The organism is Pseudomonas sp. PvP089 (assembly GCF_017875165.1).
Classification (GTDB): domain Bacteria; phylum Pseudomonadota; class Gammaproteobacteria; order Pseudomonadales; family Pseudomonadaceae; genus Aquipseudomonas; species Aquipseudomonas fortuita.
In genome coordinates, this window is record NZ_JAGGME010000001.1 from 3,839,080 (window position 1) to 3,864,511 (window position 25,432).

Genomic DNA, 25,432 nt, shown 5'->3' on the forward strand with positions numbered 1-25,432 from the left:
TTTGTACAGGATTGCCTGGAGCCCAGCATGTCAGCATACCTACAGCAATTCGCCGAGCGCTTCGCCAGCCTCGATGGGGCTAACCTCGACACGCTGGAAGAACTGTACAGCGAAGATGTCACCTTTCGTGACCCACTGCATCACATACAGGGGCTGCAGGCCCTGCGCGCCTATTTCGAGCAGTTGTATGCCAACGCCAGGGATATCCGCTATGCCATCACCAGCGCCGACGAGGTAAGGCCCGGGCAGGGCTACCTGCGTTGGACACTGCAGTTTTGCCACCCACGCCTGGCCCGGGGTCAGCCGATCACGTTGCAGGGGTGTAGCTGCCTGCATTGGCGCGACCGCGTGCATTTTCACCAGGACTATTTCGACGCCGGTGCCCTGCTTTACGAACACCTCCCCCTCATGGGTGGTGCAATCCGCTGGCTCAAAGGCAGGCTGGCATGAGCCGCTGCTGGTTGACCGGCGCAAGCAGCGGTATCGGTGCCGCACTCGCCCACATCCTGCTGGAGCAAGGCCACCAGGTTGCCTTGGGCGGGCGTCATGCCGATCGCCTTGCCCCTCTGGCCGAACAGTTTCCGGGGCAGGTATTACTGGCCATCGGCGATCTTGACAACCCGGAGCAGGTCGCCGCGATCGCCGAGCGGATCGAGCAAGCCTGGGGTGGGCTGGACATGGCCATTCTCAATGCCGGTACGTGCGAATACCTGGAGCCGGGCCACTTCGATCCTGCGTTGGTTGAGCGTGTAATGCGCACAAACCTGCTGGGTGTCAGCTACTGCCTGGCGGCGGCCGTGCCCTTGCTTCGCACCGGCCAGCGCCCCCACCTGGTGGTAATGGGCAGTTCGGTGACCTGGCTGGCCCTGCCCCGCGCCGGCGCCTACGGTGCGTCCAAGGCTGCGGTGCGCTACCTGGTGGAGTCACAGCGAATCGACCTGGCTCGCGAGGGGATCGCGGTCACCCTGGTCAGCCCTGGCTTCGTCGACACGCCACTGACCCGTCGCAACGACTTCCCCATGCCGCAGCTGTGGACTGCACAGCGCGCCGCGCGGCATATCGCCACGCGCCTGCCCCGGCAGCCTCTGGAAATCAACTTCCCCGGTCTTTTCACCCTGGTATTGCGCCTGTCAGGGGCGTTACCCGCGCGCCTGCGCTTGGCACTCGGCCAACGCCTCGCCCGTCATGAACAGGAATGATGATCCATGCGTATCGCAATCATCGGCAGTGGCATCGCGGGGCTGACCTGCGCCCATCTGCTGTCACGCAAGCACGAAGTAACGGTTTTCGAAGCCGAGCAATGGATCGGAGGGCACACGCATACCCTCGATGTGGTCTGGAAGGGCCAGCGCCATGCAATAGATACCGGCTTCATCGTGTTCAACGACTGGACCTACCCCAACTTCATACGCTTGCTTGACCGGCTCAAGGTCACCTCGCAGCCGACCGAGATGAGTTTTTCCGTGCACGACCCGATCACTGGGCTGGAATACAACGGTCACGATCTGAACACACTGTTTGCCCAACGCCGTAACCTGGTTTCCCCAAGTTTCTGGGGCATGATACGGGATATTCTGCGCTTCAACCGCCAGGCGCTGGCCGACCTGGACAACCAGCGCATCGATGCAGACACCACCCTGGGCGCCTACCTTCAGACACAGCGCTACGGGCAACGCTTCATCGACCACTACATCGTGCCGATGGGGTCGGCGATCTGGTCGATGTCGCGGGCAGACATGCTGTACTTCCCGCTTGAGTTCTTCGTGCGCTTCTGTCGCAACCACGGCTTGCTGTCGGTCAACCAACGTCCACAGTGGCGGGTAATTGAAGGCGGTTCACGCAGCTATGTCGCGCCGCTGTGCCGACCGTTTGCTGAACGCATACGGCTCAGCTGCAAGGTATCCCGGGTCAGCCGCGATGAGGGAGGCGTGACGCTGATGAGCGCTGCCGGCAGCGAACGCTTCGACAATGTGGTGTTCGCCTGCCACAGCGACCAGGCTCTGGCCCTGTTGGAAACCCCAACCATGCAGGAGCGTGCGGTACTCGGCGCCATCGGCTACGCCAGCAACGATGTGGTGCTGCACACCGATACCCGCCTGCTGCCACGCCGCAAGAGCGCCTGGGCCAGCTGGAACTACCGCCTGGGCGGCCCAGAGCAAGCGCCCGCCGCGCTGACCTACAACATGAACATCCTGCAAGGTATCCAGGCACCGACCACCTTCTGCGTAAGCCTCAACCAGACCGCATTGATAGACCCGGCGCAGGTGATCGCGCGCTTCCAGTATGCCCATCCGCAGTACAGCATTGCCGCATCCGCCGCACAGGCATGCCAGGCACAACTACAGGGCCAGCAGCACAGTTACTTCTGTGGTGCCTATTGGGGCAACGGCTTTCATGAGGACGGGGTGGTCAGCGCGCTGAAAGTGGCTGCGCATTTCGGAGAGCAATTGTGAACAGCAGCCTTTGCCTGGGCTGGATCAGCCACCGTCGGCTGACGCCGCGGCTGCATGCTTTCCGCTACCGGATTGGCATGTTCTACCTGGACCTGGACGAACAAGCCTGGTTGATGGGCCTGTCACGCTGGCTTGGGCGCTGGCGCCTCGCGCCGCTGTGCTGGCGCGAGACCGACTACCTGCCAGCCCAGACCCGCCACGGTGAAACCCTGGCACAGGCCGCACGCTTGCTGGTGTGTCAGGCCACTGGGCATATGCCCGAAGGCCCGGTACGGCTGCTCACGCAACTGCGTTGCTGGGGGCTGTCGTTCAACCCGGTGAGCTTCTATTTCTGCCACGACCGCGACGGCTGCCTGACGGCAATCCTGATGGAGGTGCGCAACACCCCGTGGCGTGAGCGTTTTCATTACGTCCTGCCGGTGCAAGAAGACCTTGCCAAGCGGTTCACCGTGGCCAAGGCCTTCCATGTTTCACCGTTCATGCCGTTGGACATGGACTATCACCTGCGCTTTTTCCTGAGCGCGGACCATGTACGCATCCACATGCAGAACTGGCAAGACGGCCGCAAGGTGTTCGAGGCCGACCTCGCCCTGCACCGTCAGCCACTGGATGGAACCGCGCTACGCCGGTATGTCATGACCTTCCCATGGATGAGCCTGCGCACTGTCTCGGCCATCTACTGGCAAGCGCTACGCCTGTTACTCAAACGCACCCCCGTGCATGACCACACCACCCGCCAGAATGACCTGGCGCTCGGCCAACCTTGCGAGGACCCTGAAGATGTCAAATCCCACACTGAGCGTTAGCAAGTTCGCAGGCCTTGCCCCCTTGCTCGGCGGGCTGGCACGAAGCGCCGTGCTCGCCCAGCTGGGCAAGCTGCGCCACGGCCACCTGCGCCTGCTCAGCCACGGGCAGCAGTGGAGTTTCGGTGATGTCGACAGCCCGTTGCAGGCCGAGGTGGAGATCCTCGATGACGCCTCCTGGAGCCTGATCGCCGGCAATGGTTCGATCGGTGCTGGCGAGGCCTACATCCACGGCTATTGGCGAAGCCCCGACCTGGCGCTGGTGACCCGCCTGTTCGTCGCCAACCTTGAGGTGCTCGACGCGCTCGAGGGTGGCCTGGCCCGTTTCGGCCGCCCTGCCCTGCGGCTTCTGCACCGGCTCAACCGCAACAACAAACGCGGCGCCCGGCGCAATATCCTCGCCCATTACGATTTGGGCAATGCCCTGTTCGAGCGGCTGCTGGACCCCACCATGATGTATTCGGCGGCCCAATTCCAACATGCTGGGCAAACACTGGAGCAAGCCCAGTTGCACAAGCTGGAGCGCATCTGCCAGAAGCTTGAACTGCACCCCGACGATCACCTGCTGGAAATCGGCAGCGGCTGGGGCAGCCTGGCAATCCACGCGGCCACCCGTTACGGCTGCAGGGTCACTACCACAACAATCTCCGAGGCACAGTACAGCCATACCCTGGCGCGCGTTCAGGCCCTGGGGCTGAACGCGCGCGTGAAGGTGCTGCGCGAAGACTATCGCGACCTGCAAGGCACCTTCGACAAACTGGTTTCGATCGAAATGATCGAGGCAGTCGGCCATCGTTACCTGCCTGTGTATTTCCGCCAGTGTGCCTCGCTCCTCAAGCCCGACGGCCTGATGCTGCTGCAGGCGATCACCATCCGCGACCAGCGCTACGCCCAGGCACGGCGCTCGGTCGACTTCATCCAACGCTATATTTTCCCAGGTGGCGCCCTGCCTTCGCTCAGCGTGTTGCTGGACACCGCCAGCCGCCACACCGCACTCAACCTGGTGCACATGGAGGATTTCGGCCAGGACTATGCCCTCACCCTGCAGCACTGGCGTGAAAACCTGCGCCAGGCGCGCACAGCACTGATGGACCTGGGCTACGACGACATGTTCCAGCGCCTGTGGGAGTTCTACCTGTGTTACTGCCAGGGCGGTTTCGAGGAGCGCACTATCGGCGTTGCGCACCTGCTGTGGGCAGCGCCACTGGCTCGGCGCGCCCCCTTGCCTGACGGTGCCTGATGCCCGGGCGCTGGCTGGTCGCCAATGCCGTCTGGTTACAGGCTGGCTGGTGGATCTGCGTGCTGGGCGCCGAACGCCCCTGGCTATTGCTGCTGGTGATTGCAGGTGTGGTGGTGCACCTGCGCCTCTGCCCGGACGTTAACGCCGAGGTCAAGGCGCTGTTGCGCGTCTCCTTGGCCGGGTGTGTACTCGACAGCGCGCTGGGGGCGCTGGGCGTGTTCGGTTTCGACGCCTGGCCGCTGCCACTGTGGCTGGCGCTGCTGTGGCTGGTGCTGGCCAGCGGCATGCGCCACAGCCTGGCATGGGCCGGCAGGCGCTGGCAGCTCGGTGCGCTGCTGGGCGCATTGGGTGGCCCACTGGCCTATGTAGGCGGTGCAAGATTTGCGGATGTCGCCCTGCCATTTGGCGCGCTGCAAACCGGCCTGCTACTGATGCCGATCTGGGCCTTGGCCCTGCCGCTGCTCGCGCGCCTCGCGGCGCGGCGCTGACCTGCGGCATCGCTCGGAGCAATAGCGCACCTGCTCCCAACAGCGAGCCCAGCGCTTGCGCCAGTTGAACGGCCGACCACACACCACGCAGACCTTGCTGGGCAAAAGGTTCTTTTTCATAGCGGCTGCTGCGCATCGAGCCGCGCCAACAGCGCCTGGCCACGCTGCCACACGGCGTCGCGCCGGCTAGCCGTCATACCATCAAGGCTGCGATAGACCAGGGTCAAACGCGGGTTCGTCGACAGCAGCGGACGATGGCGGATGAGAAAATGCCAGTACAGGGCATTGAACGGGCAGGCATCGTCCTCACTGACATGATCGACCTTGTAACTGCAAGCCTTGCAATGATCGGACATGCGCTGAATGTAACGACCACTGGCGCAGTACGGCTTGGACCCCAGGTAGCCGCCGTCGGCGTGCATCACCATGCCAAGCGTGTTGGGCAGCTCGACCCAGTCGAAGGCATCCATGTAAACCGCCAGGTACCACTCGCAAATCGCGGTGGGTAAGATACCGGCCAGCAAGGCGAAGTTGCCGGTCACCATCAGCCGCTGGATATGGTGCGCGTAGCCCAACCGCAGGGTCTGCCCGATGGCTTGCTCCATGCAGCGCATGCGGGTGCGCCCGGTCCAATAGAATTCAGGTAACGCTCGGTCGTTGCCCAGGTGATTGAGCCCGGCATACTCCGGCATGCGCAGCCAGTAGATACCGTGCACATACTCGCGCCAGCCGATCAACTGGCGAATGAAGCCTTCAGCTGCATTAAGCGGCACCCGCCCCTCGCGCCAGGCCTTGTCGACCTCCTCACACAGACATCGCACATCCAGAAGCCCAATGTTGAGCGCCGCACTGATGCGCGCATGGAACAGGTACGGCTCGCCCTCGGCCATTGCATCCTGGTAGTCGCCGAAAGCCGCCAGGCCAAAATCCAGAAAGTGCTGCCACAGCTGCTGTGCCTCGGCATGGGTCACGGGGTAGTCAAAGCCGTCGATGTCCCCGTAGTGGTCGCTGAAGCGCCGACGTACCAGGGCGACCACCGCTGCCGTGATCCCGTCCTGCGCAAAATGCGCAGCGAACGGCCCACGCAACTGGCGAGGTAATGGCTTGCGGTTGTCACCGTCAAAATTCCAGGCCCCACCTGCAGGGCCGTCGGCCTCCATCAGCAGGCCGGTTCGCTTGCGCATGCCACGGTAGAAGTGCTCCATACGCAGCTGACGACGCTCATGGGCCCAGCGCGCAAAGGCTTCGCGGGAGCACAGAAAACGCGTGTCGCGATGCCACACGAGGGGCAATGCGGCATCACGCAAAGCCTGCTCCAGGCGCCACTCCCCGCACTCGGTCAGGTGAACGTGCGTGGCGCCCAGTGCCTGTTGCCAGCGCTGCAATTCGCCCACGATGCTGCCGCTGTTGCCGTTAGCATCGAGCTCGACATAATGCACCTGCCAACCCCGTTCACGCAGGGCCTGGGCAAAGTGCCGCATGGCGCTGAAGATGAGCACGATCTTGAGCGGATGATGCGGCACGTAGCGGGCCTCACCCTCCACTTCCGCCATCAGAACAGCATCGCGGGCGGGGTCAAGGGCAGCCAGGCTGGCCAGGTCGAACGACAGCTGGTCACCCAGCACAAGGCCCAGGCGCATCGTTCAGGCTACCACTGGCTGGTGAGCGTTACCGGAACGCGCAGCGGCGCAATGGGGCCGTCACGTTGCCCGCACATCTCATCATGCACCACCTGCTGTACCAGCATGCAAGGCACGGGTGGCAGGTCGGCCAACAGCTGCCGCAGCTCAGTAGTGGAGCGCACGCGAACGGGCTGCCCATGGGCATCGCTCAATGTCACGGGGCCGGCGTCGGTCAAGGCGCGCAGGAGGTAGAAGCCACCTTCCAGCGACAGCAGTTCAAGTTCCTTTGCTTCGCCGGTCGAGACCAGTTGGGTAAGCGCGATCAGGTTCATGGTGTGCCCTCTGGCAGGCGGCGGAAGAACAGGGTGATCTGGCCGATTTCAACGCCCAGCTTGCTCATGCTTGAACGGTTGATCAGGGTGTCGTCATCCATGAGGTACATCCAGTCGTCCAGGTCTACCTGCCAATGCCGCCCGTCAACTGGCAAGTCCAGCTGGTACCGCCAGCGCAGCGCGTTACCCGCCACTTCGCCGCGCGCCTCGCCGATCACGTCCCCTGCGGTACCGCGCCAGCGGCCAGGGCCGTCTGGCACCAGTGTCCAGGTACGCTGCTGGCGAGTGCCATCGCTGTAGAGAAAATGTTCGTCGAGGATCAGCCGCTCACCTTCGCGGCGGCTGTCGATACGCACGTGGAAGCGCTTGACCACTTCCCCGGAACGCTTCTGGAACATGCCCCAGGCCTGCACTGGTCGCGAGAAGAATGCAGCCAGGTCCAGTTTCGGTTGCTCCTGGGCATAGTGCTCGACACCAACATTGCCACAGCTGCCCAGAAGCAGGCAGGAAACCAGCAACAGCACTTTGTACATGTTCATGTCCCTCAGTCGTTGCCAGCCTGCCCAAGCAGGCGCTGGCGCAGTTGTGTATCCCGGGCTCCGGGGTCGAGCCAGATGGCAAAAAACGCCCTGGCAAAGACCGGGTCGGCGATTTCACGGCTGAATTTATCGTCGACGTAAAAGCGGCAGCCCTGCCCCGGCAGGTACAAGCCGGTAATGCGCATGCCGGGGCGCACGTCCACAAATGCCTCTTCAATCCCACGGGTCCAGGCCGTACGTTGTTGCGGCGTTATGCTGCCACCGTTGAGGCGGCGCATTTCCTCGAGGCTGGCCTGTACCAAGGTGTCCCTGGACAACGAACGGTGGTAGAGGAGCTCAAGGGCGAAGGGCTGGTTCCAGTCATGAACTGGCCCTGAAGTCCATAATTGGGCTGTATACAGACGCAGACCAAACCAGGTGAACTCACCACTCCCAAGCCGTTGCGCCCCAGGCAGCTCCGCCCTCCAGCCCGCCACCGCCGAAAAGGTAGCCAGTAGCAGACAAAGGCAAGCCCAACGAGCACGGTGCGCCATACTGACCTCGAGCACGCATAAATACTGTACAACAATAGCATCTTGTACAGATATTGTTTTCCAGCTGCATAGATTTTAATGCGCAGCGCCAGACCTCGGTCACGTCACCAGTGATATCACCAGGTCCGCCATATTGAGAGGCACGAATGCCACGGTCAGCAGCGCATAGGCCTTGCGCGAGCTGGCTGCAAACACACACAGCGGCATCATGATCATGACCACGTCAACGGCGCCCCACAGCGCCATGGGCGAAACGCCGAACAACAGAATGTTGACGATGAACCCAAGCAGGTAATAGCCCGACAGAAATAACAGCGCGAAGCGGCCATCCTGCTCGAAGTACACGCGAAGCCCTTCACGTTCGTCCTCGCTGCGGCTGGGCAAGATCAGCGCCGAGGAAACGAACAGCGCAAGTGCCAGCAACACCAAGAGCAAAAACTCCTGGAACGAGAAGGTGGCCCTGACTTGCGGCAGCGAATTGACCGCCCACCAGAAATCCATCTGGGTGGTGAAGAGCATGACCGCCCAGACCAGAGCCACCCAGTCTGGAGCAGCGTTGCGCCGGATTCGGAAGACGGTCAGCGCCCCCAGAAGCAGGCGTATGACAGAAAGGCCCAAGACCATAGACAGGACGGTAGCAACGATAGGGAAATTGCTCATGGTGCCTCCTGCGGACCAAGACTCTGGACAGCGTAGGCGGCGAACAGCAAACTTTGCACAAATGAATACCGGTTCTGGGGGCGTGTCGCAGGATTTTCAGTGCCTGTGAAACCGAGCGCCGCGCGGGCGGCGCGGGTCTACTCCCCAAAACAAGCCTCGAGGCTGGCTGTTCCTCACCAAAACCTGCAGCGTCACTCACCCAAGGAGCCTGCCTTGTCAGAACGCACCCACTGCGGCGTGAAGCCCAGCGACTCTGCCTGGTCAGTGTTTCTGCTGTTCTTGCGCCTGGGGCTGACGTCTTTCGGTGGCCCCATTGCGCACCTGGGTTACTTTCGTGAAGCATTTGTAGCGCGCCGCCAATGGCTCAGCGAGCGCAGTTATGCCGAGCTGGTCGCGGTGTGCCAACTGCTTCCCGGCCCCGCCAGCAGCCAGGTCGGCATCGCTCTGGGCCTGTCACGGGCGGGTTTCGCAGGCGCTGTCGCTGCGTGGGCAGGGTTCACATTGCCATCGGCCCTCCTGCTGACGCTGTGTGCTCAGGGCCTGGGGGCATGGGGAGGTGGCGCCCCAAGTGGCCTGTTGCACGGCCTGAAAATCGTCGCAGTCGCCGTGGTGGCCCAGGCGGTGTGGGGCATGGCACGTAGCCTTTGCACCGATGTTGCGCGGGTAACCATCGCCCTGTTCGCTGCCTGTACCGCGTTGCTGTGGCCCAACGCGATCGGGCAGATAGCCGTGATCTCAGGCTCGGCCATCACAGGCTTGATCCTGCTCAAGCCTCCGGGCTCCCCGGCAGGGGAAGAGCTGCCGTTTTCAGTCAGCCGAAGGGCCGGGCTGGCTGCGCTGGTCCTGTTCTTTGCCTTGTTGGTAGGCTTGCCGCTATTGACTCGCATCTGGCCCTCGCAAGCACTGGCAATGGTCAACGCGTTTTATAGCGCAGGCTCGCTGGTATTCGGCGGCGGGCATGTGGTGCTACCGTTGCTTGAGTCGGCCACAGTGGCCAATGGCTGGGTCACAAATGACACCTTTCTCGCAGGTTATGGCCTGGCGCAGACCATACCGGGCCCACTCTTCACGTTTGCAGCCTTCCTGGGTGCAGCCATGAGCGCGCAGCCCTCCGGCTGGGTGGGCGCGACGGTTGCCATTCTCGCCATTTTTACCCCCTCCTTCCTGTTGGTGATCGGTGTCGTTCCCTTCTGGGAAACACTGCGGCGCAGCCCCCGCAGCCAGTCAGCGCTTGCCGGTGCAAACGCCGGCGTGGTCGGGCTTCTGCTGGCTGCCTTGTACCAACCGGTGTGGACGAGCGCCATCGCCAAGCCAGCAGACTTGGCATGGGCGCTGATCGCCTTGATGGCCCTGATGTTCTGGAAGTGGCCTGCAGGGTTGGTTGTCCTGGGCTGCGGCGTGTTCGGTTGGCTGCTGAGCGGCACCTTATAGCCGCGCAACGAAAACAACCAGGCTGAGGGCTCATTCGCCTTCAGCCTTGAAACCAGCGTTGCGGCCTCACCGCCCCGGCAACATGCGCTTGAGGGTATTGTCCTTCAGCCAGTAATGATGCAACAGGCCTGCACAGGCATGCAGCCCGATCAGCCAGTAACCCGCATTCCCCAGCCACTCATGCCACCCCTTGAGCGCCCTGGCCAGCGTCGGGTCCACCGCCACGGGTGCAGGTATGGCCACACCCCAATAGGGCAACGGCTTGCCAGCGGCCGCGAGCATCAGCCAGGCCAGCAGAGGTGTAAGGATCATCAGGACGTACAATGCAATATGCAGCACGCTGGCCATCAAGCCCTGCCAGGCAGGCGGCGTCGGCACGATTGCAGGCCGTGGGCTGAGCCGACCAAGGAGGCGCAGCCACACCAGGGTGAAGATGCCAATACCCATCAAGGCATGCACGCCTAACAGGGGGCCCTTGAGAAAGTGCCCTTTGGGCAATACCTCGCGCAATTGGACACAGGCATAAACGCCCATGAATAAAACGAGCATGCTCCAATGCATGATTATCGAAAGTTGCCCGTAACGGGCGGGGTTCGACGTGCGTGCCATATCCAGGGCCTCTTGTGACAGGGAAGTATTCGCTGCCCATCGGCGCTGAAGGCAAACCGGGCAACGTACACCACCACGTTGTCAGCCCAAGCTTAAAGAAGTCTGAAGTGCCGATACGTTATTTGAAACAGGTGAGGCCGTGCAGCGATTGGCTTGAGCAGCTCACTGCAAGGGAAGCGACACGATGGCAGCCAGCCCGCCAGTGGCCCTGTTTTCCAGGCGCACCTGCCCCCCCAGCCGCTCGACGATGGTGGCCACGATGGATAACCCCAGCCCTGCGCCATTGGGGCTATTGCGGCTATAGAAGCGCTCGAATACCCGCGCAAGATCCGCGTCGTCTATGCCCTGGCCTTCATCTTCGACCACCAGTTCGAAGCGAGTGGCCAGGCGCCTGAGTGATACCGTGATGCGCCCGCCAGGCGGTGAATGCTCCACCGCATTGGAAACCAGGTTCTGCAAGGCGATGCCCAACGCTCCGGCATCGATCATCAGGCCATGGTCACCTTCGCTGAGATCCAGCGAGGGCTCCAGGCCGCGATCCAGGATCCAGGGGGTGAGATCCGCCAGCACATCGGTGACCACTTCGCCCAGGTCGACACGGGTGGTGGCGCGCTGACCAAGGCGCGGCTCGACCCGGGCGAGGGTCAGCAACTGGTTGACCACCCGGGTCAGCCGGTCCACGCCGCCAATCAGAAAGCCCAGGGCTTTCTGGCGCTCGGCATCGGTACTGGCGGCCTGTGCGTTCTGCGCATGCAGGCGCAGGATCGCCAGCGGCGTGCGCATCTCATGGGCGGCGTCGGCAATGAAGCGATGCTCACGCCGCAGCAGGTCATCGATCTGCGCCAGCAGGCGGTTGATGGCGGCTTGCATAGGCTCAAGCTCGGTCGGCAACGGCACCAGTTGCAGGGGTTCGAGGGAGTCGGCATGGCGCCCACGAATCACATCGGCCATGTTCTGCAACGGGCGCAAGCCCCAGCCGATGGCCGCCCAGACCAACAGTGCCAGGCCCAGGCTGCCAAGCAGGAACGGGAACAGGGTATGGCGTACGATGCGGTCGATCAGGTCGTAACGCACATCGTCGCGCTCACCCACCCAGATTACCCACTGTTTTTCGGGCACCGGTAATACAAAGCCGCGCCACTGTTCGCCACCACTGGCAAAATCGTAGAAGCCCGCCGCCGTAGGCGGTGCGTCGAGCGTCGGCGCACTGGGGGTGTGCACCAGCAACCGTGCTCCCTCACCCCACACCTGGAACGCCAGCTTGCTCTCATAGGGGTGGCCCACACGGTGGCGCCCGGCCTTGCCCAGCGCCTCGTTAAATGCCTGATACAGCTTTTCGCGATTGCCATCCTGCACCGGCAGGTTCATCACCCCCTGCAACAGCCGGGCATTCTGAGCCATGTGAGCATCGTAGACTTCGTTGATCTCGCGGCGGCTGTCGTGATAGTTGTACAACGCCAACAAGCCGGTGCCGAGCAGCATCAGCGCCATCACCCGCCACAATGTGCGCTGGCGCAACGAGCTCACAGCTTGGCCTCGACCAGATAACCGATACCGCGCACCGTGCGGATCAGGCCGTTGAACAGTTTCTTGCGCAGGTGATAGATGTTCACCTCCAGCGTGTTGCTCTCAGGCTCCTCGTCCCAGCCATACAGCAGCTGGGTCAACCGCTCGCGCGTGAACACCTTGCCCGGTTGCGCCAGCAACTCGTGCAGCAGGCGATACTCTTTGGGCGTCAGTATCACAAGCACGCCGTTGTAGTGCACCTGCTGGGTGGCAGGGTCCAGGCTTACGCCTGCGTGCTCGATCAGCACCTTGGCCCGCCCGGCGCTGCGCCTGAGCAAGGCGCGCAGGCGGGCCTTGAGCTCATTGAGGTCGAAAGGTTTGACCAGGTAGTCGTCGGCACCGGCATCCAGGCCAGAGATACGGTCCTCGGTCGCATCGCGCGCGGTGAGGATCAGTACCGGCAAGCTGTTGCCCCCTGCCCTCACCCGTCGCAGCAGCTCGATGCCGCCCAACCGCGGCAGCCCGAGGTCGAGGATCACCAGGTCGAACACTTCATGTTGCAGGGCATGCAGCCCGCTCAGGCCATCGCGCAGCCAGTCGAGGGTGTAGCCCTCTTGGCGCAACCCGTCGCAGATCCCCTCGCCCAGGGCGGTATCATCCTCAACCAGCAGCAGCCGCATGTTCAGTCCTGTTTGTCCTTGATGGCCTTGAGTAAAGCATCGATATCGCCACGCCGGCCCTGATCGGCCAGTTCGCGGCCTGGCCGTGGCGGCGCCTGGCGTGCTTTTTCCAGGGCAGCGGTGGCTTCAGCGTAGCGTTTTTGCCGGAACAGATGATCGGCCCAGAAGTAATTGCTGTCGATACCATTGGGGTTTATTTGCAGCGCCTTGCGCAACAAGGTATCTGCCTTGTCGCTGTCACCGAAACCGATAGGCCAGCCTGGCACCTGGTCGTACAAGGTGCCCAGGCTGGTATACGCCGAGCCCTGCAGGGCATTGGGGTCGAGTTTCATCGCCTCTTCGAGGCTGGCCTTGGCCGACTTGACCTTGCCCAGCGCCCCCAGGCCGCCGGTGGCTCCCGCCCAACTGCTGTTGATGATGCCCTCCCAGATCAAGGGTTCGGCCGAGCCCGGGTGCTGGTGGACCAGCGTAGAAGCGTCGGCTGCCAGTTTCTCGAACGCCTCGGCGCGTTTGTCTTTAGGCGTCTGGTACTGGATCTGCGCCCAGCGCTGCTGCAAGTTAGCCAATTGTTGGCTGCCGGCCTGGTCCAGCGCCCAGGTGAACGGTGCAAACGCCAGCAGGCCAGCGATGAACAGACGTTTCATTTGATCGACTCCTTGGAATGGCTAGCAAGGTAGCGGCGGATCACCGGCAATTGCTTGCGCAGTGCGCGGTCGACCACGCCGGGCAACATGCCGTTGATGCGTACAAAAAGCTTTTCTGGCCACCCCAGATAAAGCTCGCTGCGTTCTGACTGCACGGCCTTGAGCACAGCGCGGGCCACATCTGCCGGGTCGTCCATGCCGACCTTCAGCGCCTGGTTGAGCGCTGTGGCGGCGGTGCTGTTCATCGCTGTGCGGGTTGCCCGGGGGGCGGCGTACATGACATTCACCGAGGTATCCGCCAGCTCGCGGCGCAGCGCCTCAGAGAAGCCGCGCAGGGCAAACTTGCTGGCGCAGTAGGTGGCATAGCCGGGGTAGCCGATCGAGCCGTAGGTGGATCCGACGTTGACCACCAGTGCCCTGGGTTGTGCGCGCAGCAGCGGCAGGCACACACGCGTCAGTTGCAAGGCGGCTTTGAGGTTGATGTCCAGCAACTCGTCCAGCGCCTGTTCGTCGATCTGGTCGAACAGGGCAAAACGGTTCACGCCTGCGGCATTGATCAGGACATTGACCCCGCCCATCTCCCGGGCACGGGCGAGCACCTGCTCACGCCCGCCATGGCTGCGCAGGTCGGCCGATTGCCACAGCAGCCTGTCGTGATAACGGTTCATCAAACTGGCGAGCTTGCCCATCTGCCGGCTCACCGCCAGTACCCGGGCACCGGCTGCACACAGCTGCTCGGCCAACTCCAGGCCGATGCCTCCGCTGGCGCCGGTGAGTATCACTACACACTCAGGCAAGCGCATGACGCACCTCTTGCAGGCCCGCACGCGGCAGCCCGTGGAACATGTCGGTGTACAGGCGGTAAACCACCTTGGCCGCATGAATCACAGCCCGCTGGTCGTCAGCATCATCAAGGCGGTCCATCAGCTGCCGGTAGGTGACCATGTGGTCCTGGTCCAGCGCGCCATGGGAGCTGAGGTAGCTGAAGGCCCTGTCGGGCAACGCCAGCGTGCTCTGGATTGTGCCGGCGGCCTGGGTGGCCAGGGCAATGCTGGTGCCTTCGAGTACGTTGACCATGCCAAACAGCCCGACCGGGTTGCCACGGGCAATCAAGTCGTAAAGGTAGGCGACCATCAGCTCGATCGGCAGCGCCGGGCGACCGTCACGCACCGCCTCCCAATCGGCACCACAGGCATTGATGTCGTTGAGGATCCACTGCTCGTGGCCGTACTCCTCCTCGATGTATTCGCACACGGCGCCGCGCAGCCATTCCAAACGCGATGGCAGCCGCGCCCCGCACGCCATCATCAGTGGCACGGTGTGGCGTACATGGTGGTATGCCTGGGTCAGGAAGGCCACATAGCTGTCGAGGCTGACGTGCCCAGCCAGCGCATCGCGTATGACCGGTACGGCAAACAGGGCCTGACGCTCCTGGGTAGTTTGCATTTGCAGGGTATCGAAAAAGGACATGGCAGACCTCACAACGGGATGTCGGATAACAGGGAGTGGTAACGCCGCAGGATGGCCTCGCGGCGCGGGCGGCCATTGGCGGTCAGTGTGTCGTCGGTACTGGACAAGGGGCACGGCAGGCGACGCCAGGCATGGACCCTGGCGTAGTCCGGCAGCAAGGCATTGCACTGCTGCACGGCCTGGTCGATGAGGGTATCGGGGGTAGCGGGGTCCAGCGGCCAGAGCAATGCCAGGTTCTTTGGCAGGGCCTCGCCATGCACGAACGCCTGGGCGATCACGCCGCTCTGGGTCAGTTCGGCCTCCACCCATTCCGGGTTGACGTTGCGCCCGAAGCTGGTGATGAACTGGTGTTTCTTGCGGCCATCGAGGTACAGGTAGCCCTCCTCGTCGAAATGGCCTAGGTCGCCGGTGGCCCACCAGCTATCGCAGACGGGTGGTTCCTCCAGATAGCCGAGCAGCACCGAGCCCGCCACCAGTACCTCCCCGTCCTCGGCGATACGCACCTGCACATGGGGCAGCGGTTTGCCGACACTGCCGCGGCGGGTTGCGCCCGGCCGGTTCAAGGCCACCACCGAAGCACACTCGGACAAACCATAGCCCTCGAACACCGGCAGGCCGATCGCTTCAGCGCGGGCCAGCAAGCTGGGCGCCACACGGGCACCGCCAACCGCAACGAACCGTAGCGCCCCCACCCGCATCAGCCCGCGCTCGATAGCAGTGATCAGCCCCATCAACAGCTGCGGCACCAGAATCAGGCTCTGCGCACCGCTCAGGGCGATGGCCCCCAGCAAGCGCTTGAAATCGACCTGGCTTGCACCGCCCATGCCCAGTTGCGCCTGGGGGTACAGCAACACACTTGCCCCGGCCATCAAGGCGGCGTAGACACCCAGGTTTTCCAACAGCACACCCAGCGGCAGCACCGCCAGGTAACGCTGAGGTTCACTGGGCCGGCTGGCCACCTCCAGTTCCCGGGCGACACGCAACAGAGCCTCTACAGACAGGCACACGCCTTTGGGCTTGCCCGTGCTGCCAGAGGTGTAGGTGATCTTGGCGGTATCGGCAGGCAGCGCGGCAGCAGGCTGAGCCTCGCGAACCCAGAACACGTCCTGCTGAGCGAACCCCAGCTCGCCGAGCGTCCCATGCCATTGCGGGTCGCACAGCACATGGCTGGCACCACTCTGCTCGATGCAATGGCTGAACTGGGCACTACTGAAGAACGACGGCACGATTACACAGGGGCGTTCGGCGAACAGCGCCGCCAAATCCCAGAACAGCAACTGCGGGCCATTATCCAGGGCCAGTACCAGCGGGCCTGGCGAACACGTGCGCAAGCTGTGAATGCGCAACCCCACTTCGGCCAGCAACTGCCTGTAGGTGAAGCGCTCGGTCGCCCCTTGCACGGCCACGGCGTCACCGTGATCGCGGGCAAACGTGACCAGCAGTTGATGAAAGCGCTCCAGTTCATGCGGCATGGCCAGTCTCCTGGAAGGCGGTTGGCAACCCCAGGCGCTGGAACACCCCAGCCTTGCTCAACGCATCGAAGCCATGGCCGATGCTGCCGGCATAGACTTGTGGGTGTTGAGCGTAATAGGTACCCCAGTGGTGCAACTTCCCATTCAGCCGGGCCGGGTCGGCCGACGCCAGCACCGACGGCACCAACCCCAGGCGCTGGAAACTGTTGATCAGTGTCGTCGCGCCGGTGAACGCCACCCACTTCAGGCCCCGTGTAGCCAGTAGCCAGGTCACCGCTATGATCATGATTCGCGCGCTACCGGCACTGAGCGAGGCCAGGTTGCCCACTTCGACCATGCACTCACGCTCAAGGGGGCAGCCCGCTACCCGCGAAACTGCGGCTTCCAGCGGCTCATCCAGATAATGTTCGAGGAACAGCGGCCCGCTGCTGGCCGGGCGCAAGCCTGCGGCGGCAATCAGCCGGCCATGACTGTCGTGCAGCGCCAGCAGTTCGGGCAGGTAATGGTGCACATCAGCGTGGTGCACGTTGGCAAAACACTGATGAATGAAGTGCTCCAGCTCATCGCGGCCAGGGTCCTTGTGCAGATGAAGCGACAAGTGGGCGTGATGGTCGACGTGGCTGCCGATAGGCAGTGGGAGCAGGCTGCTCCACTGAGACTGGGTCATGAAACTCCCCCCGTTTGGGCTTGATGGGGTGAGTATCAGTGGTCAATCTGAAGGGAATCTGAAGTCAGGGCTTCGACCTTGGTCGCAGGGCGCGTGCTGATCGTTGGAGACAGAAGCCAGCGCGACAAGAGCGGCCACCGACTGACCTTTATCAATCACCCGGTGCTGTTCAAGCGTAGAACCGACGCGATGACCATTACCGGCCTTTCTGGAAATGCAGAAGTCCGGGAAGATCAAGTAGCGAAGCGTGACCCTACCAGCCCGGTAATTGACAACTGTCAAGCGCGCACAAGGCGACGCGTCGAAACTGAACCTCCTGTGTACACCCCATCACGTAAGGAGGCTTGCCATGGCATCCGCCGAAACACCCCGCCCCTACGCCGCAGCGTCATTTCCTGCAACGGCCGGCGAACACTGGATCGAAGCGCTCGACAACGGCACCCATGTGCTGATCAGGCCTTTGCAGCCCAAAGACCGTCAGCGCGAAAGGAACTTCATTGAACGCCTGTCGCCACAGTCGCGCCACTTCCGCTTCCTGTGCCAGCTCAAGGAGCCTGGCGAAGCCATGCTGGATCAATTGATGGTCGTTGACCAGGACCAGCACATGGCCTATGTCGCCCTCGCCCATGTCGACGGCGAACTGCAGGAAGTCGGTATTGCCCGTTATGCCACCAGCCCCGGTGGTGAAGATTGCGAGTGTGCTGTCACCGTGCTCGATAGCTGGCAGCGCCACGGTTTGGGCACATTGCTGCTCCAGCACCTGATCGATCACGCACGCGCCCAGGGCCTGCGACACATGTATTCCATGGACGCTGCGGCCAATGTGGCAATGCGCGAGCTGGCTCAGGCAGCGGGGTTTACCAGCGCCAGAGATCCGGATGACCCAAGCCAGCTGATTCACCAGCTTTCGCTGGCCTGAGGCAATGCCGCGGCAGTGGCCCCCGGCAGCAGGCCGAGGTGCCTCTGACACTGCCGCCCATCGGCTGCGGTCGCCCCTCCCCGGGCCTTTTTGCCCAGCCGTTGAGCCTTGCCCTTGCTTGCAGGTCCTTGAAAAACTCCGGTGCGGTGCTAGCGCACAGTCAGACACGTACCGCTGGCCCGGTGCCGTGCTGCCAACCCCTCGAGCTACTCACGATAGTGCTCAAATTGGCGCTGTGCCTCGGCTTCATTCAGCCTTGCCTCGCGTAACACATGCTCTGCGCGCGGTTCGAACAGCCCACGGATATGCACCGCCGCGCCGCTGGCATGTGCCTGCGCAAGGCCGCCGAGTGTGGGTCGATGTCGGGTTTGTTGCAGATCAGAAAGTCATCAGCCGCCCACCAACTTGATCAATGTCAGAACCGGACCGACGCCTCACGGTACAACCAGTACAGCCACGTTGATCACGCCCTCTGGAGGCCCCATGAACAAGCAGCTGTTCCAAGACCCAGGCAATAGCGAGTACTGGATAGACACCCTTGCTGACGGCACAGCTGTGCTGATTCGCCCATTGCGCGCTGACGATCATGAACGGGACAGACGCTTTGTGAGCACAATTACCTACGAGGCCCGGCGCTTTCGCTTTATCGCCGGGCTCAGCGGTGGCTTGCCCAGCCTGGATACGCAGTTGATGCCGATCGACAGCCACCAGCGCATGGCGTATGTCGCGCTGGCCCATGAAAACGGCCAGCTGCATCAGCTTGGCGTAAGCCGCTATGCGGCGATCCCGGGTAGCCACAATTGCGAATGCGCCGTCGCTGTTGGCGAGCAATGGCAGCGCAAAGGGCTGGCCAAGCTGTTGCTGCAGCACCTGATAGCAGCGGCTCGGCGCAATGGTTACCAGTGCATGGTGTCCAGGGACCTGCCTAGCAATTACGCCATGCACCGGCTGACCAAGGCGCTGGGGTTCACCGCCCGCTACCTGGGCGGCGATGTCAGCGAAATCCTCCATGAACTTGACCTGCGCGCCTGAAACAAGGCCCTTGCGGGCCTCGTACTCATATGCCGCTCGGTCGCTCACTTGCGCGGGCTGGGTATCGTCAACCTGCGGGGGCGGCTGGTGGAGATCCTCGACATGCCAGCACTGAGTGCGCTCGAACTGGGGTCCGCGGGCAGCTATGCCATCGCTGAACTCAAACCAGTCAAGGCTGACTGAGAAACCACCATGGCGCAAGCACGTCTGTACGCGGTACCCCAGCAGGCCCAGCGTAGAAAAACCGGTATCACCAGCGCAGAAAACGTGGCCCTAGCGCCGCCCCCAAGGCCGTCGGCACCAGCAAACCCAGTACGTACCAGAGCCCCCAGAACGGCACAGCCATCTCCGGGCAATGCAGGCAATAAGCCAACGTTGCGGTGGCACCCGCAAGCAAGCCTCCTGCAGCACCCGCCAGTCGCAGGCGGGTGGGTGCCAGGCCGCGCATTGCCCAGAACACGGTGATCAAGGTGGGTACCGAAAGCAAGGTAATGTTCAGCGGGCAGGTGCGCCAGGTGCGCCCGAGCAGCAGGTCCGCCCGGGCATCCACCGGCGCGCCCAGCAGGCTCACCGCCGCACCCAGCCAGACCAGCAGCAGCGGCAGCCCCATCAGGCCCCACAGCCGCCCCCCGTTCACCCCCGGCCTGACCAGCCGCTGAGTCAGCAACAGTGCCAGCAGCGCCAGGCTGCCGGGCAAGGCCAGCTTGGCCCAGAACAGCGGGGTGTGCGCCACCTGCGCCAGGTCCCCGCGCACGCCGAAAATGGCCACCGTCAGCAGTACCGCGCCCAATCCGCCGCCCACCAGTGCCAGCACCAAGCGCCGCGCCGGTGCGTGACGGCTCACCGGCCCTTCCCCGGCCGCCAGCAGGGCAATCAAGTCATCAGTCTTCATTTTTGCCCTTGCCTCCAATCAGTTTGGCCAGTGCCTTGAGGCCCCGGTGGATGCCCACTTTCACCGCCGAACTGGAAAGACCGGTCATGCGCGCGGTCTCTTCCACCGACATCCCCTCCAGTTTGACATGGACGATGGGCAGCCGCTGGCGCGCTGGCAATCGCTCCAGGAGCTTGCCCAGGTCACGTGTCGCCTGGGCCACTTCCTCCTCGCCGGGCGCGAACAGATCACTTTCATCGTTCAGCTCCTCGTGCAACGCACCGTGGCGAGCGTAGCTGCGATAGTGGTCCGCCAGCTTGTAGCGGGCAATGGCCTGCACCCAGGCGGTCAACGGTTGCTGTGCCTCGTAGGTATGGCGGGCGTTGTGCACCGCCAGCAACACCTCTTGCAGCAAATCTTCGACATCAGCGGGGCGTTGCCACAGCCGCCGCAGCAGAAAGCCACGCACATGCGTCGCCAGCGCCGCCAGGAACGCCCGATAGGCCGCCGCGTCCCCCGCCAGCCCCTGTAGCAGCAAAGCCTGCAACTGGGCCTCGCGCGCGCTGAGCGCCTGCTGAGTATTAGTTCGTGCCATCAGCCTCCCCGGTTACATCGAGCGTGAAAGTTTTCCATTCAACCCGTGTCGCCTTCATACGGTAGGCGACTGACGCACCGCCGGAAAAAAATTTTGCCGCTGCTGTAACCCGTTCAACCCAGGCTGCGAACTACTCCATGAGCCGCCGGTAAACCACCACGGCCCCACTTCCCGGAGATACATCATGAAAACCCTCGCCCTCGCCACTGCCGCGCTCGCCCTGGCTTCGCTGGCCGGTATTTCCCAGGCTGCCGATGCGACCAAACCAGCCACCACCGGTGCCGCCATGGAAAAATGCTACGGCGTCGCCATGGCTGGCAAGAACGACTGCAAGGCCGGCGCCGGCACCAGCTGCGCTGGCAGTGCCAAGATGGACTACGACGGCATGCACTGGAAGAACGTTCCCGCAGGTACCTGCACCTCCATCAAGACGCCCAACGGCATGGGCTCACTGACCCCGCTCAAGTCCTGAGCACAGGCCGCCGATCATGAACGGGACTTACCTTTCAGGTGCCGGGCTTGGGCTGAAGGCTGACCACTATGCCGAGGCCTGGGCGTGCCGGGCCCATGGGCTGTGGTTCGAAGTACACCCGGAAAATTACATGCTCGGCGGCCCACGCATGGCCTGGCTACAGCGCATAGCCGAACACCATCCGCTGTCGCTGCACGGTGTTGCGCTGTCGCTCGCGGCGGACGCCGCGCCGGATGACACACACCTGCGCCGCCTGCGGGCGCTTGTCGACCAGGTGCAGCCGGCGCTGGTCTCGGAGCACCTGGCATGGTCAAGCTGGAACGGGCAATACCTCCCCGACCTGCTGCCCTTCCCCCGCAGCGACGAGGCCTTGGTCCGTATCAGCGACAATGTACAGCGCACACAAGATGCGCTGGGGCGCAGCATCTCGCTGGAAAACCCCAGCCACTACCTGCCCATGGAAGGGCACGACTGGGACGAAATCGACTTTCTGGCCGAACTGACGCGGCGCACGGGCTGTGGCCTGTTGCTGGACGTCAACAACGTGCACGTCAGCGCCCACAACCTCGGGTTCGACGCTTCAGCCTACCTGGCGAGGTTCCCGGCCCAGGCCATCACTGAAATACACCTGGCTGGCCACAGCCACGACGCCCGGGCCAGCCTGCTGATCGACTCCCATGACGCCGCCATCGCCGCACCGGTCTGGGCCTTGTACCAGCAGTTGATCACGCGCATCGGCCCGCGCCCGACGTTGATCGAGCGTGACGGCAACCTGCCGGCGTTCACCGAGTTGCTGGCCGAACGCGGTACCGCTCAGGCACTGCTCGATCAGGCAGGAGTACGCCCATGACGCTTTCCCTTGGCCAGTTTCAGGCCGCCTTCGTCGAAGCGCTGTATCACCGCCCGGCCCCGCAATTGGCCGCGCTGACCCAGCATGCTGCATTCGCGGTGTATCGCAATACTGTGCTAGCAGGTTGCACCGATGCCCTGCGTGCAAACTTCCCCAGTGTCGAAGCGCTGACAGGCCCGGCCTGGATGCAGGATGCCGCTGCGGCCTATGCGAAAACCACGCCCCCCGACGACCCAAGGCTGATCCACTATGGCGCGGCGTTCGCCGACTTTCTTGAACAGATCCAGGCCCAGCACGGCCTGCCGTACCTGGCCGACGTGGCACGCCTGGATTTTGCCTGGTGCGAGGTGTTCAGCGCCCCCGGGAGCCCTGCCTTGCACTTGCAGACTTGGCCGGCATGACAGCTGCCGACCTGGCCAACAGTTACCTGGCCCCGCGCAGCAGCGTGCGCTGGCGCTGGTTCGCGCAGCACCCGGCCTTCAGCCTGTGGCGGTACAGCCGCGAAGGCCAGCCATGGCCGAATGACCACCCGTGGGTGGCCGAGGGTGCGGTACTAAGCGGCACCGACGAAGGTGTTGCCCTGCAGGCACTGGAGGTCGGCGGCTGCGCCTTTCTCGATGCATGCGCCCAAGGTTTGCCTTTGGCGCAGGCCTCACTGATTGCACAAGCGAGTCAACCCGACCTGGACTTCACCGACCTGCTCGGCCGGCTGCTGGCAGCCCAGGCCTTTCGTCCACTTGCATTCGCCTGAAGGAAGCACCATGGACACCATCCACGTCACCCGCCCCGACAAGAGCCTGCGCCAACGCTGGAACCACCTCACCGACCGTGCACAGCAACTGCTCAGCGACAACGTGCTGTGCCTGGTGGCGCGCATGGCCATCGCCTCGACCTTCTTTTTGTCCGGCCGCACCAAGGTCGAAGGGTTTCTCAGCATCACACCCAGTACCTATGACCTGTTCCAGAGCGAATATGCCCTGCCGCTGGTGTCACCGTGGCTGGCGGCCCACTTGGCAACCTATGCGGAACACCTGTTCCCGTTGTTGCTGGTGCTTGGCCTGTTCACCCGGCTGTCGGCCCTGGCCCTGCTGGGCATGACCACGGTGATCGAAGTGTTCGTCTACCCGGACGCCTGGCCGACACATCTCACGTGGGCAGCCTTGTTGCTACTGTTGATCGCACGAGGAGCCGGTGCGTTGTCACTGGATCGGGCAATAGGACTGCGTTGAGCTCCTTTGTCGGATGCCAGGGGGATCCACCTTCATGAAGCCTTGCGGGGCCGTTTGGCGGCAGGCTTGCCGCCCTTTGGCTTGCCGCCGAGGCTGCGTTTGAGCAGTTCGGTGAGGTCGAGGATATCCGCGCCTTTTTCCACGCCCTTGCCCTCCCCTTTATCCACCGTCTCGATCTTGCCTTTGCTGGCCTTTTCTTCCACCAGGTCGAGAATGGTCTGTCGAAACGCATCATGGTACTCATCCGGCGCCCATGACCCACTCATGTCCTCGACCAGGCGTTTGGCCATGCTCAGTTCGCGCTTGTCGACCTTGGCGTCGGTCACACTCTTGTCCAGCTCAAGGGTTTCCACCCCGCGTACTTCCTCGGGCCAGCGCAGGGTAATCAGCACCAAGGCATCTTCCAGTGGCCGCAGCAGCGCCAGGTGCTGGCGCGTATGCAGCACGACGGTGGCCAGTGCAACCTTGCCGGTGCTCTCCAGCGTGTCGCGCAGCAGTGCATAGACTTTGCCGCCGCGGCGGTCGGGGCTCAGGTAATAGGGGGTGTCGAAGTGCTGCAGCGGAATTTCGCCCGCCTGCACGAACGAGAATATATCGATGGTCTGGGTCGCTTCCGGTCGGGCGTCGCGGATCTCTTGCTCACTGATCACCACGTAGCGGCCCTTCTCGTACTCCACGCCCTTTACGATGTTGTCCTTGTCGATTTCCTTGCCGGTGACCTTGTTCACCCGTTTGTAGCCCACAGGCTCCATGCTGCGCTTGTCGAGCCAGTCAAAATCCACCCGCTCGGAGCTCACCGCAACGTTGAGCGAAACGGGGATATGCACCAGCCCGAAACTGATTGCACCTTTCCAGATGGCCCGCGCCATGTCGACCTCCTATGCCTTTGACAGTGTGATGGCCCGCCGATGGCGCACGGCGCCGCAGCGCCGGCAACACTGGCATTGGAGCTCGCCCGGTTCATGGTTCGGCACGCAGTGCCACTGGCAACCCTGCAACAAGCACAGCAGTTTCATCAGCCACCTCCCAAGGTCTCAGTGGACGGACCCCTTACTGGAACTGACTGACGGCACGGGCGAAGGTTTAGTCTGGATGCGCCCTTTGCAGCACAGGGTGAAGAACGCGGGGATCGGCAATTGAAGCAGACGTGCTCGAGGATGGAGAGCAGCGGCCAACCCCCGTCTCGGGTGCTGCGCACCATTTTCATTGCAAGCGAGAAAGTCTTACTCCATTCAGGCGGTTTTTTGTGTGAATCGAAACGGATAGTCTGAACCCACTTTTCGCATCCCCAAGAGGCAGCGCCAATGAAGGCAGTCGTTTACACCCAGCCCGGTTTGCCGATCCAGGACCCACAATCGCTGTATGACGCGCAACTGCCCACGCCACAGCCAGGTGCCCGTGATCTGCTGGTCGAAGTCAGGGCAATTGCCGTCAACCCGGTTGATACCAAGATCCGTGCAAGCCGTGGTGGCGAGCAACCACAAGTGCTCGGTTGGGACGCAGTTGGCGTGGTCCGCGAGGTAGGCCCGCAGGTCACGTTGTTCCAACCGGGCGATGAGGTTTTCTACGCCGGTGCCATTGACCGTCCTGGCAGCTACAGCGAACTGCATGTGGTGGACGAACGCATTGTCGGGCACAAGCCTCGCAGCCTGGACAACGCAAGCGCCGCCGCTTTGCCGCTGACCTCCATTACCGCCTGGGAACTGCTGTTCGACCGCCTGGGCGTTGAAGAAAACGGTGGCAAGAACCAGAGCCTTCTGGTGATCGGTGCTGCCGGCGGGGTTGGTTCGATTCTGGTTCAACTTGCCCGCAAGCTCACACAGCTCACGGTGATTGGCACCGCCTCCAGGCCCGAGACTCAGGCCTGGGTTCAGGAAGCGGGAGCCCATCACGTGATCGACCACCGCGAATCGCTTGCGCCCCAGCTGGAAGCACTCAAGCTGGGCCCGGTCGATTACGTCATCAGCCTGACCCACACTGACACTTACCTCCCGCAACTGGTGGAGGTGCTTCGCCCACAAGGCAAGCTCGCGTTGATCGACGACCCGGCTCAACTGGATGTCATGCCGCTCAAGCGCAAGTCACTGTCAGTGCACTGGGAGCTCATGTTCACGCGTTCGCTGTACAAGACCGAAGACATGATCAAACAGCATCAACTGCTCGATCGCGTTTCGCAGCTGGTCGATGATGGCGTGCTTAAAACCACCCTCGGCGAGCACTACGGTACGATCAATGCCGAGCACCTCAAGCGCGCCCACGCCATGATCGAGAGTGGAAAAGCACGCGGCAAAATCGTCCTGGAAGGTTTCTGACGC

The 25,432-nt window shown here is 62.9% G+C and carries 31 protein-coding genes and 2 pseudogenes; 15 read left to right on the plus strand and 18 right to left on the minus strand.

Features of this window, described 5'->3' with window-relative positions; translation table 11 throughout:
- The first annotated feature begins 27 nt into the window (after positions 1 to 27).
- Genes J3A71_RS17565 through J3A71_RS17590 form a run of 6 tightly spaced genes read left to right on the plus strand, consistent with a single transcriptional unit; the run spans position 28 to position 4,984 of the window.
- Complete coding sequence (locus tag J3A71_RS17565) at positions 28 to 450, plus strand: nuclear transport factor 2 family protein (RefSeq protein WP_016486287.1); 423 nt, start codon at positions 28 to 30, stop codon at positions 448 to 450.
- A complete protein-coding gene (locus J3A71_RS17570; RefSeq protein WP_096425980.1) occupies positions 447 to 1,199 on the plus strand; it encodes an SDR family NAD(P)-dependent oxidoreductase in 753 nt (250 codons plus the stop codon). Before J3A71_RS17565 ends, J3A71_RS17570 begins: the two co-directional genes overlap by 4 nt.
- A 6-nt stretch (positions 1,200 to 1,205) precedes the next feature.
- Positions 1,206 to 2,453 (plus strand): FAD-dependent oxidoreductase, encoded by a 1,248-nt coding sequence (locus tag J3A71_RS17575; protein WP_096425979.1) that lies wholly within the window; start codon positions 1,206 to 1,208, stop codon positions 2,451 to 2,453.
- Positions 2,450 to 3,259 carry a DUF1365 domain-containing protein gene (locus tag J3A71_RS17580; RefSeq protein ID WP_016486284.1) on the plus strand — a complete coding sequence of 270 codons (810 nt, stop codon included), beginning with the start codon at positions 2,450 to 2,452 and terminating at the stop codon, positions 3,257 to 3,259. The genes J3A71_RS17575 and J3A71_RS17580 overlap by 4 nt, the downstream gene beginning before the upstream one ends.
- The gene (locus J3A71_RS17585) at positions 3,234 to 4,496 is read left to right on the plus strand and encodes a cyclopropane-fatty-acyl-phospholipid synthase family protein (protein WP_070086335.1); all 1,263 of its coding nucleotides are present in this window, start codon (positions 3,234 to 3,236) and stop codon (positions 4,494 to 4,496) included. Before J3A71_RS17580 ends, J3A71_RS17585 begins: the two co-directional genes overlap by 26 nt.
- A complete protein-coding gene (locus tag J3A71_RS17590) occupies positions 4,496 to 4,984 on the plus strand; it encodes a DUF2878 domain-containing protein (RefSeq protein ID WP_070086336.1) in 489 nt (162 codons plus the stop codon). Before J3A71_RS17585 ends, J3A71_RS17590 begins: the two co-directional genes overlap by 1 nt.
- Here J3A71_RS17590 and J3A71_RS31700 read toward each other — a convergent pair.
- The 6 genes from J3A71_RS31700 to J3A71_RS17620 form a co-directional block, all read right to left on the minus strand.
- On the minus strand, positions 4,922 to 5,104 hold the full coding sequence (locus tag J3A71_RS31700) for a DUF2256 domain-containing protein (protein WP_096425978.1): 183 nt from the start codon (positions 5,102 to 5,104) through the stop codon (positions 4,922 to 4,924). The genes J3A71_RS17590 and J3A71_RS31700 overlap by 63 nt on opposite strands.
- Entirely contained in the window at positions 5,101 to 6,624 is a 1,524-nt protein-coding gene (locus tag J3A71_RS17600) for a cryptochrome/photolyase family protein (RefSeq protein WP_016486282.1), read from the minus strand. Before J3A71_RS17600 ends, J3A71_RS31700 begins: the two co-directional genes overlap by 4 nt.
- 8 nt (positions 6,625 to 6,632) lie before the next feature.
- A complete protein-coding gene (locus tag J3A71_RS17605) occupies positions 6,633 to 6,938 on the minus strand; it encodes a DUF6482 family protein (protein ID WP_016486281.1) in 306 nt (101 codons plus the stop codon).
- The gene (locus J3A71_RS17610) at positions 6,935 to 7,471 is read right to left on the minus strand and encodes a DUF3833 domain-containing protein (protein WP_024717789.1); all 537 of its coding nucleotides are present in this window, start codon (positions 7,469 to 7,471) and stop codon (positions 6,935 to 6,937) included. Before J3A71_RS17610 ends, J3A71_RS17605 begins: the two co-directional genes overlap by 4 nt.
- A gap of 11 nt (positions 7,472 to 7,482) precedes the next feature.
- The gene (locus J3A71_RS17615) at positions 7,483 to 8,010 is read right to left on the minus strand and encodes a chalcone isomerase family protein (RefSeq protein WP_024717790.1); all 528 of its coding nucleotides are present in this window, start codon (positions 8,008 to 8,010) and stop codon (positions 7,483 to 7,485) included.
- A 99-nt stretch (positions 8,011 to 8,109) separates the two neighbouring features.
- Positions 8,110 to 8,670, minus strand: a complete 561-nt coding sequence (locus J3A71_RS17620) for a hypothetical protein (RefSeq protein ID WP_096425977.1) — start codon at positions 8,668 to 8,670, stop codon at positions 8,110 to 8,112.
- A gap of 213 nt (positions 8,671 to 8,883) precedes the next feature.
- On the opposite strand from J3A71_RS17620, the gene chrA reads away from it, so the two are divergent.
- Positions 8,884 to 10,101 (plus strand): chromate efflux transporter, encoded by a 1,218-nt coding sequence (gene chrA / locus J3A71_RS17625; protein ID WP_209953073.1) that lies wholly within the window; start codon positions 8,884 to 8,886, stop codon positions 10,099 to 10,101.
- Between the two features lie 66 nt (positions 10,102 to 10,167).
- Here the strand turns inward: chrA and J3A71_RS17630 are convergent, their stop codons facing one another.
- From J3A71_RS17630 to J3A71_RS17665, 8 genes are all read right to left on the minus strand, one after another.
- Positions 10,168 to 10,710 (minus strand): cytochrome b, encoded by a 543-nt coding sequence (locus tag J3A71_RS17630; RefSeq protein WP_096425975.1) that lies wholly within the window; start codon positions 10,708 to 10,710, stop codon positions 10,168 to 10,170.
- 162 nt (positions 10,711 to 10,872) lie between these two features.
- The gene (locus J3A71_RS17635) at positions 10,873 to 12,237 is read right to left on the minus strand and encodes an ATP-binding protein (protein ID WP_024717791.1); all 1,365 of its coding nucleotides are present in this window, start codon (positions 12,235 to 12,237) and stop codon (positions 10,873 to 10,875) included.
- Positions 12,234 to 12,896, minus strand: coding sequence for a response regulator (locus tag J3A71_RS17640; protein ID WP_016486274.1), 663 nt, complete (start codon positions 12,894 to 12,896; stop codon positions 12,234 to 12,236). The genes J3A71_RS17635 and J3A71_RS17640 overlap by 4 nt, the downstream gene beginning before the upstream one ends.
- Positions 12,897 to 12,898: 2 nt before the next feature.
- The gene (locus J3A71_RS17645) at positions 12,899 to 13,540 is read right to left on the minus strand and encodes a hypothetical protein (protein ID WP_060516697.1); all 642 of its coding nucleotides are present in this window, start codon (positions 13,538 to 13,540) and stop codon (positions 12,899 to 12,901) included.
- Complete coding sequence (locus J3A71_RS17650; RefSeq protein WP_016486272.1) at positions 13,537 to 14,343, minus strand: SDR family oxidoreductase; 807 nt, start codon at positions 14,341 to 14,343, stop codon at positions 13,537 to 13,539. Before J3A71_RS17650 ends, J3A71_RS17645 begins: the two co-directional genes overlap by 4 nt.
- Entirely contained in the window at positions 14,330 to 15,010 is a 681-nt protein-coding gene (locus J3A71_RS17655) for an iron-containing redox enzyme family protein (protein ID WP_016486271.1), read from the minus strand. Before J3A71_RS17655 ends, J3A71_RS17650 begins: the two co-directional genes overlap by 14 nt.
- A gap of 8 nt (positions 15,011 to 15,018) precedes the next feature.
- Positions 15,019 to 16,482, minus strand: a complete 1,464-nt coding sequence (locus J3A71_RS17660; protein ID WP_096425974.1) for an AMP-binding protein — start codon at positions 16,480 to 16,482, stop codon at positions 15,019 to 15,021.
- Positions 16,472 to 17,149: a thermostable hemolysin gene (locus J3A71_RS17665; protein ID WP_096425973.1), complete on the minus strand. Its 678-nt coding sequence runs from the start codon at positions 17,147 to 17,149 to the stop codon at positions 16,472 to 16,474. The genes J3A71_RS17660 and J3A71_RS17665 overlap by 11 nt, the downstream gene beginning before the upstream one ends.
- A gap of 349 nt (positions 17,150 to 17,498) precedes the next feature.
- Here J3A71_RS17665 and J3A71_RS17670 point away from each other — a divergent pair, with 349 nt between their 5' ends.
- The 3 genes and pseudogenes from J3A71_RS17670 to J3A71_RS31770 form a co-directional block, all read left to right on the plus strand.
- Positions 17,499 to 18,068: a GNAT family N-acetyltransferase gene (locus J3A71_RS17670; RefSeq protein WP_096425972.1), complete on the plus strand. Its 570-nt coding sequence runs from the start codon at positions 17,499 to 17,501 to the stop codon at positions 18,066 to 18,068.
- Positions 18,069 to 18,551: 483 nt separating this feature from the next.
- Entirely contained in the window at positions 18,552 to 19,100 is a 549-nt protein-coding gene (locus tag J3A71_RS17675) for a GNAT family N-acetyltransferase (RefSeq protein ID WP_096425971.1), read from the plus strand.
- A gap of 27 nt (positions 19,101 to 19,127) precedes the next feature.
- Positions 19,128 to 19,283: pseudogene (locus J3A71_RS31770) on the plus strand (Crp/Fnr family transcriptional regulator); the annotation flags it as partial.
- A gap of 67 nt (positions 19,284 to 19,350) precedes the next feature.
- Here J3A71_RS31770 and J3A71_RS17685 read toward each other — a convergent pair.
- Positions 19,351 to 19,992 (minus strand): DUF1109 domain-containing protein, encoded by a 642-nt coding sequence (locus J3A71_RS17685; RefSeq protein WP_096425970.1) that lies wholly within the window; start codon positions 19,990 to 19,992, stop codon positions 19,351 to 19,353.
- Complete coding sequence (locus tag J3A71_RS17690) at positions 19,982 to 20,566, minus strand: sigma-70 family RNA polymerase sigma factor (RefSeq protein ID WP_016486261.1); 585 nt, start codon at positions 20,564 to 20,566, stop codon at positions 19,982 to 19,984. Before J3A71_RS17690 ends, J3A71_RS17685 begins: the two co-directional genes overlap by 11 nt.
- A gap of 184 nt (positions 20,567 to 20,750) precedes the next feature.
- Between J3A71_RS17690 and J3A71_RS17695 the strand changes: the two genes are divergently transcribed.
- The 4 genes and pseudogenes from J3A71_RS17695 (at position 20,751) to J3A71_RS17710 (ending at position 23,117) form a co-directional block, all read left to right on the plus strand.
- Positions 20,751 to 21,038, plus strand: coding sequence for a DUF2282 domain-containing protein (locus J3A71_RS17695; protein WP_016486260.1), 288 nt, complete (start codon positions 20,751 to 20,753; stop codon positions 21,036 to 21,038).
- A 16-nt stretch (positions 21,039 to 21,054) separates the two neighbouring features.
- A complete protein-coding gene (locus J3A71_RS17700) occupies positions 21,055 to 21,888 on the plus strand; it encodes a DUF692 domain-containing protein (RefSeq protein WP_016486259.1) in 834 nt (277 codons plus the stop codon).
- Positions 21,885 to 22,639 (plus strand): annotated as a pseudogene (locus J3A71_RS17705) (DNA-binding domain-containing protein). The gene J3A71_RS17700 and the pseudogene J3A71_RS17705 overlap by 4 nt, the downstream one beginning before the upstream one ends.
- Before the next feature lie 10 nt (positions 22,640 to 22,649).
- The gene (locus tag J3A71_RS17710; protein ID WP_023049279.1) at positions 22,650 to 23,117 is read left to right on the plus strand and encodes a DoxX family protein; all 468 of its coding nucleotides are present in this window, start codon (positions 22,650 to 22,652) and stop codon (positions 23,115 to 23,117) included.
- Between the two features lie 32 nt (positions 23,118 to 23,149).
- Here the strand turns inward: J3A71_RS17710 and J3A71_RS17715 are convergent, their stop codons facing one another.
- Positions 23,150 to 23,986, minus strand: coding sequence for a Ku protein (locus J3A71_RS17715; RefSeq protein ID WP_016486256.1), 837 nt, complete (start codon positions 23,984 to 23,986; stop codon positions 23,150 to 23,152).
- 9 nt (positions 23,987 to 23,995) lie between these two features.
- Positions 23,996 to 24,133 carry a PSPA7_2676 family Cys-rich small protein gene (locus tag J3A71_RS31705; RefSeq protein ID WP_279854443.1) on the minus strand — a complete coding sequence of 46 codons (138 nt, stop codon included), beginning with the start codon at positions 24,131 to 24,133 and terminating at the stop codon, positions 23,996 to 23,998.
- A 288-nt stretch (positions 24,134 to 24,421) separates the two neighbouring features.
- On the opposite strand from J3A71_RS31705, the gene J3A71_RS17720 reads away from it, so the two are divergent.
- Positions 24,422 to 25,429, plus strand: a complete 1,008-nt coding sequence (locus J3A71_RS17720; protein ID WP_023049280.1) for a zinc-binding alcohol dehydrogenase family protein — start codon at positions 24,422 to 24,424, stop codon at positions 25,427 to 25,429.
- Positions 25,430 to 25,432: the final 3 nt, after the last annotated feature.

Bases quoted from the DNA above. Each gene is read 5' to 3' on its own strand.
- J3A71_RS17565 (WP_016486287.1), top strand. From the start codon at position 28: ATGTCAGCATACCTACAGCAATTCGCCGAGCGCTTCGCCAGCCTCGAT.
- J3A71_RS17570 (WP_096425980.1), top strand. From the start codon at position 447: ATGAGCCGCTGCTGGTTGACCGGCGCAAGCAGCGGTATCGGTGCCGCA.
- J3A71_RS17575 (WP_096425979.1), top strand. From the start codon at position 1,206: ATGCGTATCGCAATCATCGGCAGTGGCATCGCGGGGCTGACCTGCGCC.
- J3A71_RS17585 (WP_070086335.1), top strand. From the start codon at position 3,234: ATGTCAAATCCCACACTGAGCGTTAGCAAGTTCGCAGGCCTTGCCCCC.
- J3A71_RS17590 (WP_070086336.1), top strand. From the start codon at position 4,496: ATGCCCGGGCGCTGGCTGGTCGCCAATGCCGTCTGGTTACAGGCTGGC.
- J3A71_RS31700 (WP_096425978.1), bottom strand. From the start codon at position 5,104: ATGAAAAAGAACCTTTTGCCCAGCAAGGTCTGCGTGGTGTGTGGTCGG.
- J3A71_RS17600 (WP_016486282.1), bottom strand. From the start codon at position 6,624: ATGCGCCTGGGCCTTGTGCTGGGTGACCAGCTGTCGTTCGACCTGGCC.
- J3A71_RS17605 (WP_016486281.1), bottom strand. From the start codon at position 6,938: ATGAACCTGATCGCGCTTACCCAACTGGTCTCGACCGGCGAAGCAAAG.
- J3A71_RS17610 (WP_024717789.1), bottom strand. From the start codon at position 7,471: ATGTACAAAGTGCTGTTGCTGGTTTCCTGCCTGCTTCTGGGCAGCTGT.
- J3A71_RS17615 (WP_024717790.1), bottom strand. From the start codon at position 8,010: ATGGCGCACCGTGCTCGTTGGGCTTGCCTTTGTCTGCTACTGGCTACC.
- J3A71_RS17620 (WP_096425977.1), bottom strand. From the start codon at position 8,670: ATGAGCAATTTCCCTATCGTTGCTACCGTCCTGTCTATGGTCTTGGGC.
- J3A71_RS17630 (WP_096425975.1), bottom strand. From the start codon at position 10,710: ATGGCACGCACGTCGAACCCCGCCCGTTACGGGCAACTTTCGATAATC.
- J3A71_RS17640 (WP_016486274.1), bottom strand. From the start codon at position 12,896: ATGCGGCTGCTGCTGGTTGAGGATGATACCGCCCTGGGCGAGGGGATC.
- J3A71_RS17645 (WP_060516697.1), bottom strand. From the start codon at position 13,540: ATGAAACGTCTGTTCATCGCTGGCCTGCTGGCGTTTGCACCGTTCACC.
- J3A71_RS17650 (WP_016486272.1), bottom strand. From the start codon at position 14,343: ATGCGCTTGCCTGAGTGTGTAGTGATACTCACCGGCGCCAGCGGAGGC.
- J3A71_RS17655 (WP_016486271.1), bottom strand. From the start codon at position 15,010: ATGTCCTTTTTCGATACCCTGCAAATGCAAACTACCCAGGAGCGTCAG.
- J3A71_RS17660 (WP_096425974.1), bottom strand. From the start codon at position 16,482: ATGCCGCATGAACTGGAGCGCTTTCATCAACTGCTGGTCACGTTTGCC.
- J3A71_RS17665 (WP_096425973.1), bottom strand. From the start codon at position 17,149: ATGACCCAGTCTCAGTGGAGCAGCCTGCTCCCACTGCCTATCGGCAGC.
- J3A71_RS17670 (WP_096425972.1), top strand. From the start codon at position 17,499: ATGGCATCCGCCGAAACACCCCGCCCCTACGCCGCAGCGTCATTTCCT.
- J3A71_RS17675 (WP_096425971.1), top strand. From the start codon at position 18,552: ATGAACAAGCAGCTGTTCCAAGACCCAGGCAATAGCGAGTACTGGATA.
- J3A71_RS17685 (WP_096425970.1), bottom strand. From the start codon at position 19,992: ATGAAGACTGATGACTTGATTGCCCTGCTGGCGGCCGGGGAAGGGCCG.
- J3A71_RS17690 (WP_016486261.1), bottom strand. From the start codon at position 20,566: ATGGCACGAACTAATACTCAGCAGGCGCTCAGCGCGCGCGAGGCCCAG.
- J3A71_RS17695 (WP_016486260.1), top strand. From the start codon at position 20,751: ATGAAAACCCTCGCCCTCGCCACTGCCGCGCTCGCCCTGGCTTCGCTG.
- J3A71_RS17700 (WP_016486259.1), top strand. From the start codon at position 21,055: ATGAACGGGACTTACCTTTCAGGTGCCGGGCTTGGGCTGAAGGCTGAC.
- J3A71_RS17710 (WP_023049279.1), top strand. From the start codon at position 22,650: ATGGACACCATCCACGTCACCCGCCCCGACAAGAGCCTGCGCCAACGC.
- J3A71_RS17715 (WP_016486256.1), bottom strand. From the start codon at position 23,986: ATGGCGCGGGCCATCTGGAAAGGTGCAATCAGTTTCGGGCTGGTGCAT.
- J3A71_RS31705 (WP_279854443.1), bottom strand. From the start codon at position 24,133: ATGAAACTGCTGTGCTTGTTGCAGGGTTGCCAGTGGCACTGCGTGCCG.
- J3A71_RS17720 (WP_023049280.1), top strand. From the start codon at position 24,422: ATGAAGGCAGTCGTTTACACCCAGCCCGGTTTGCCGATCCAGGACCCA.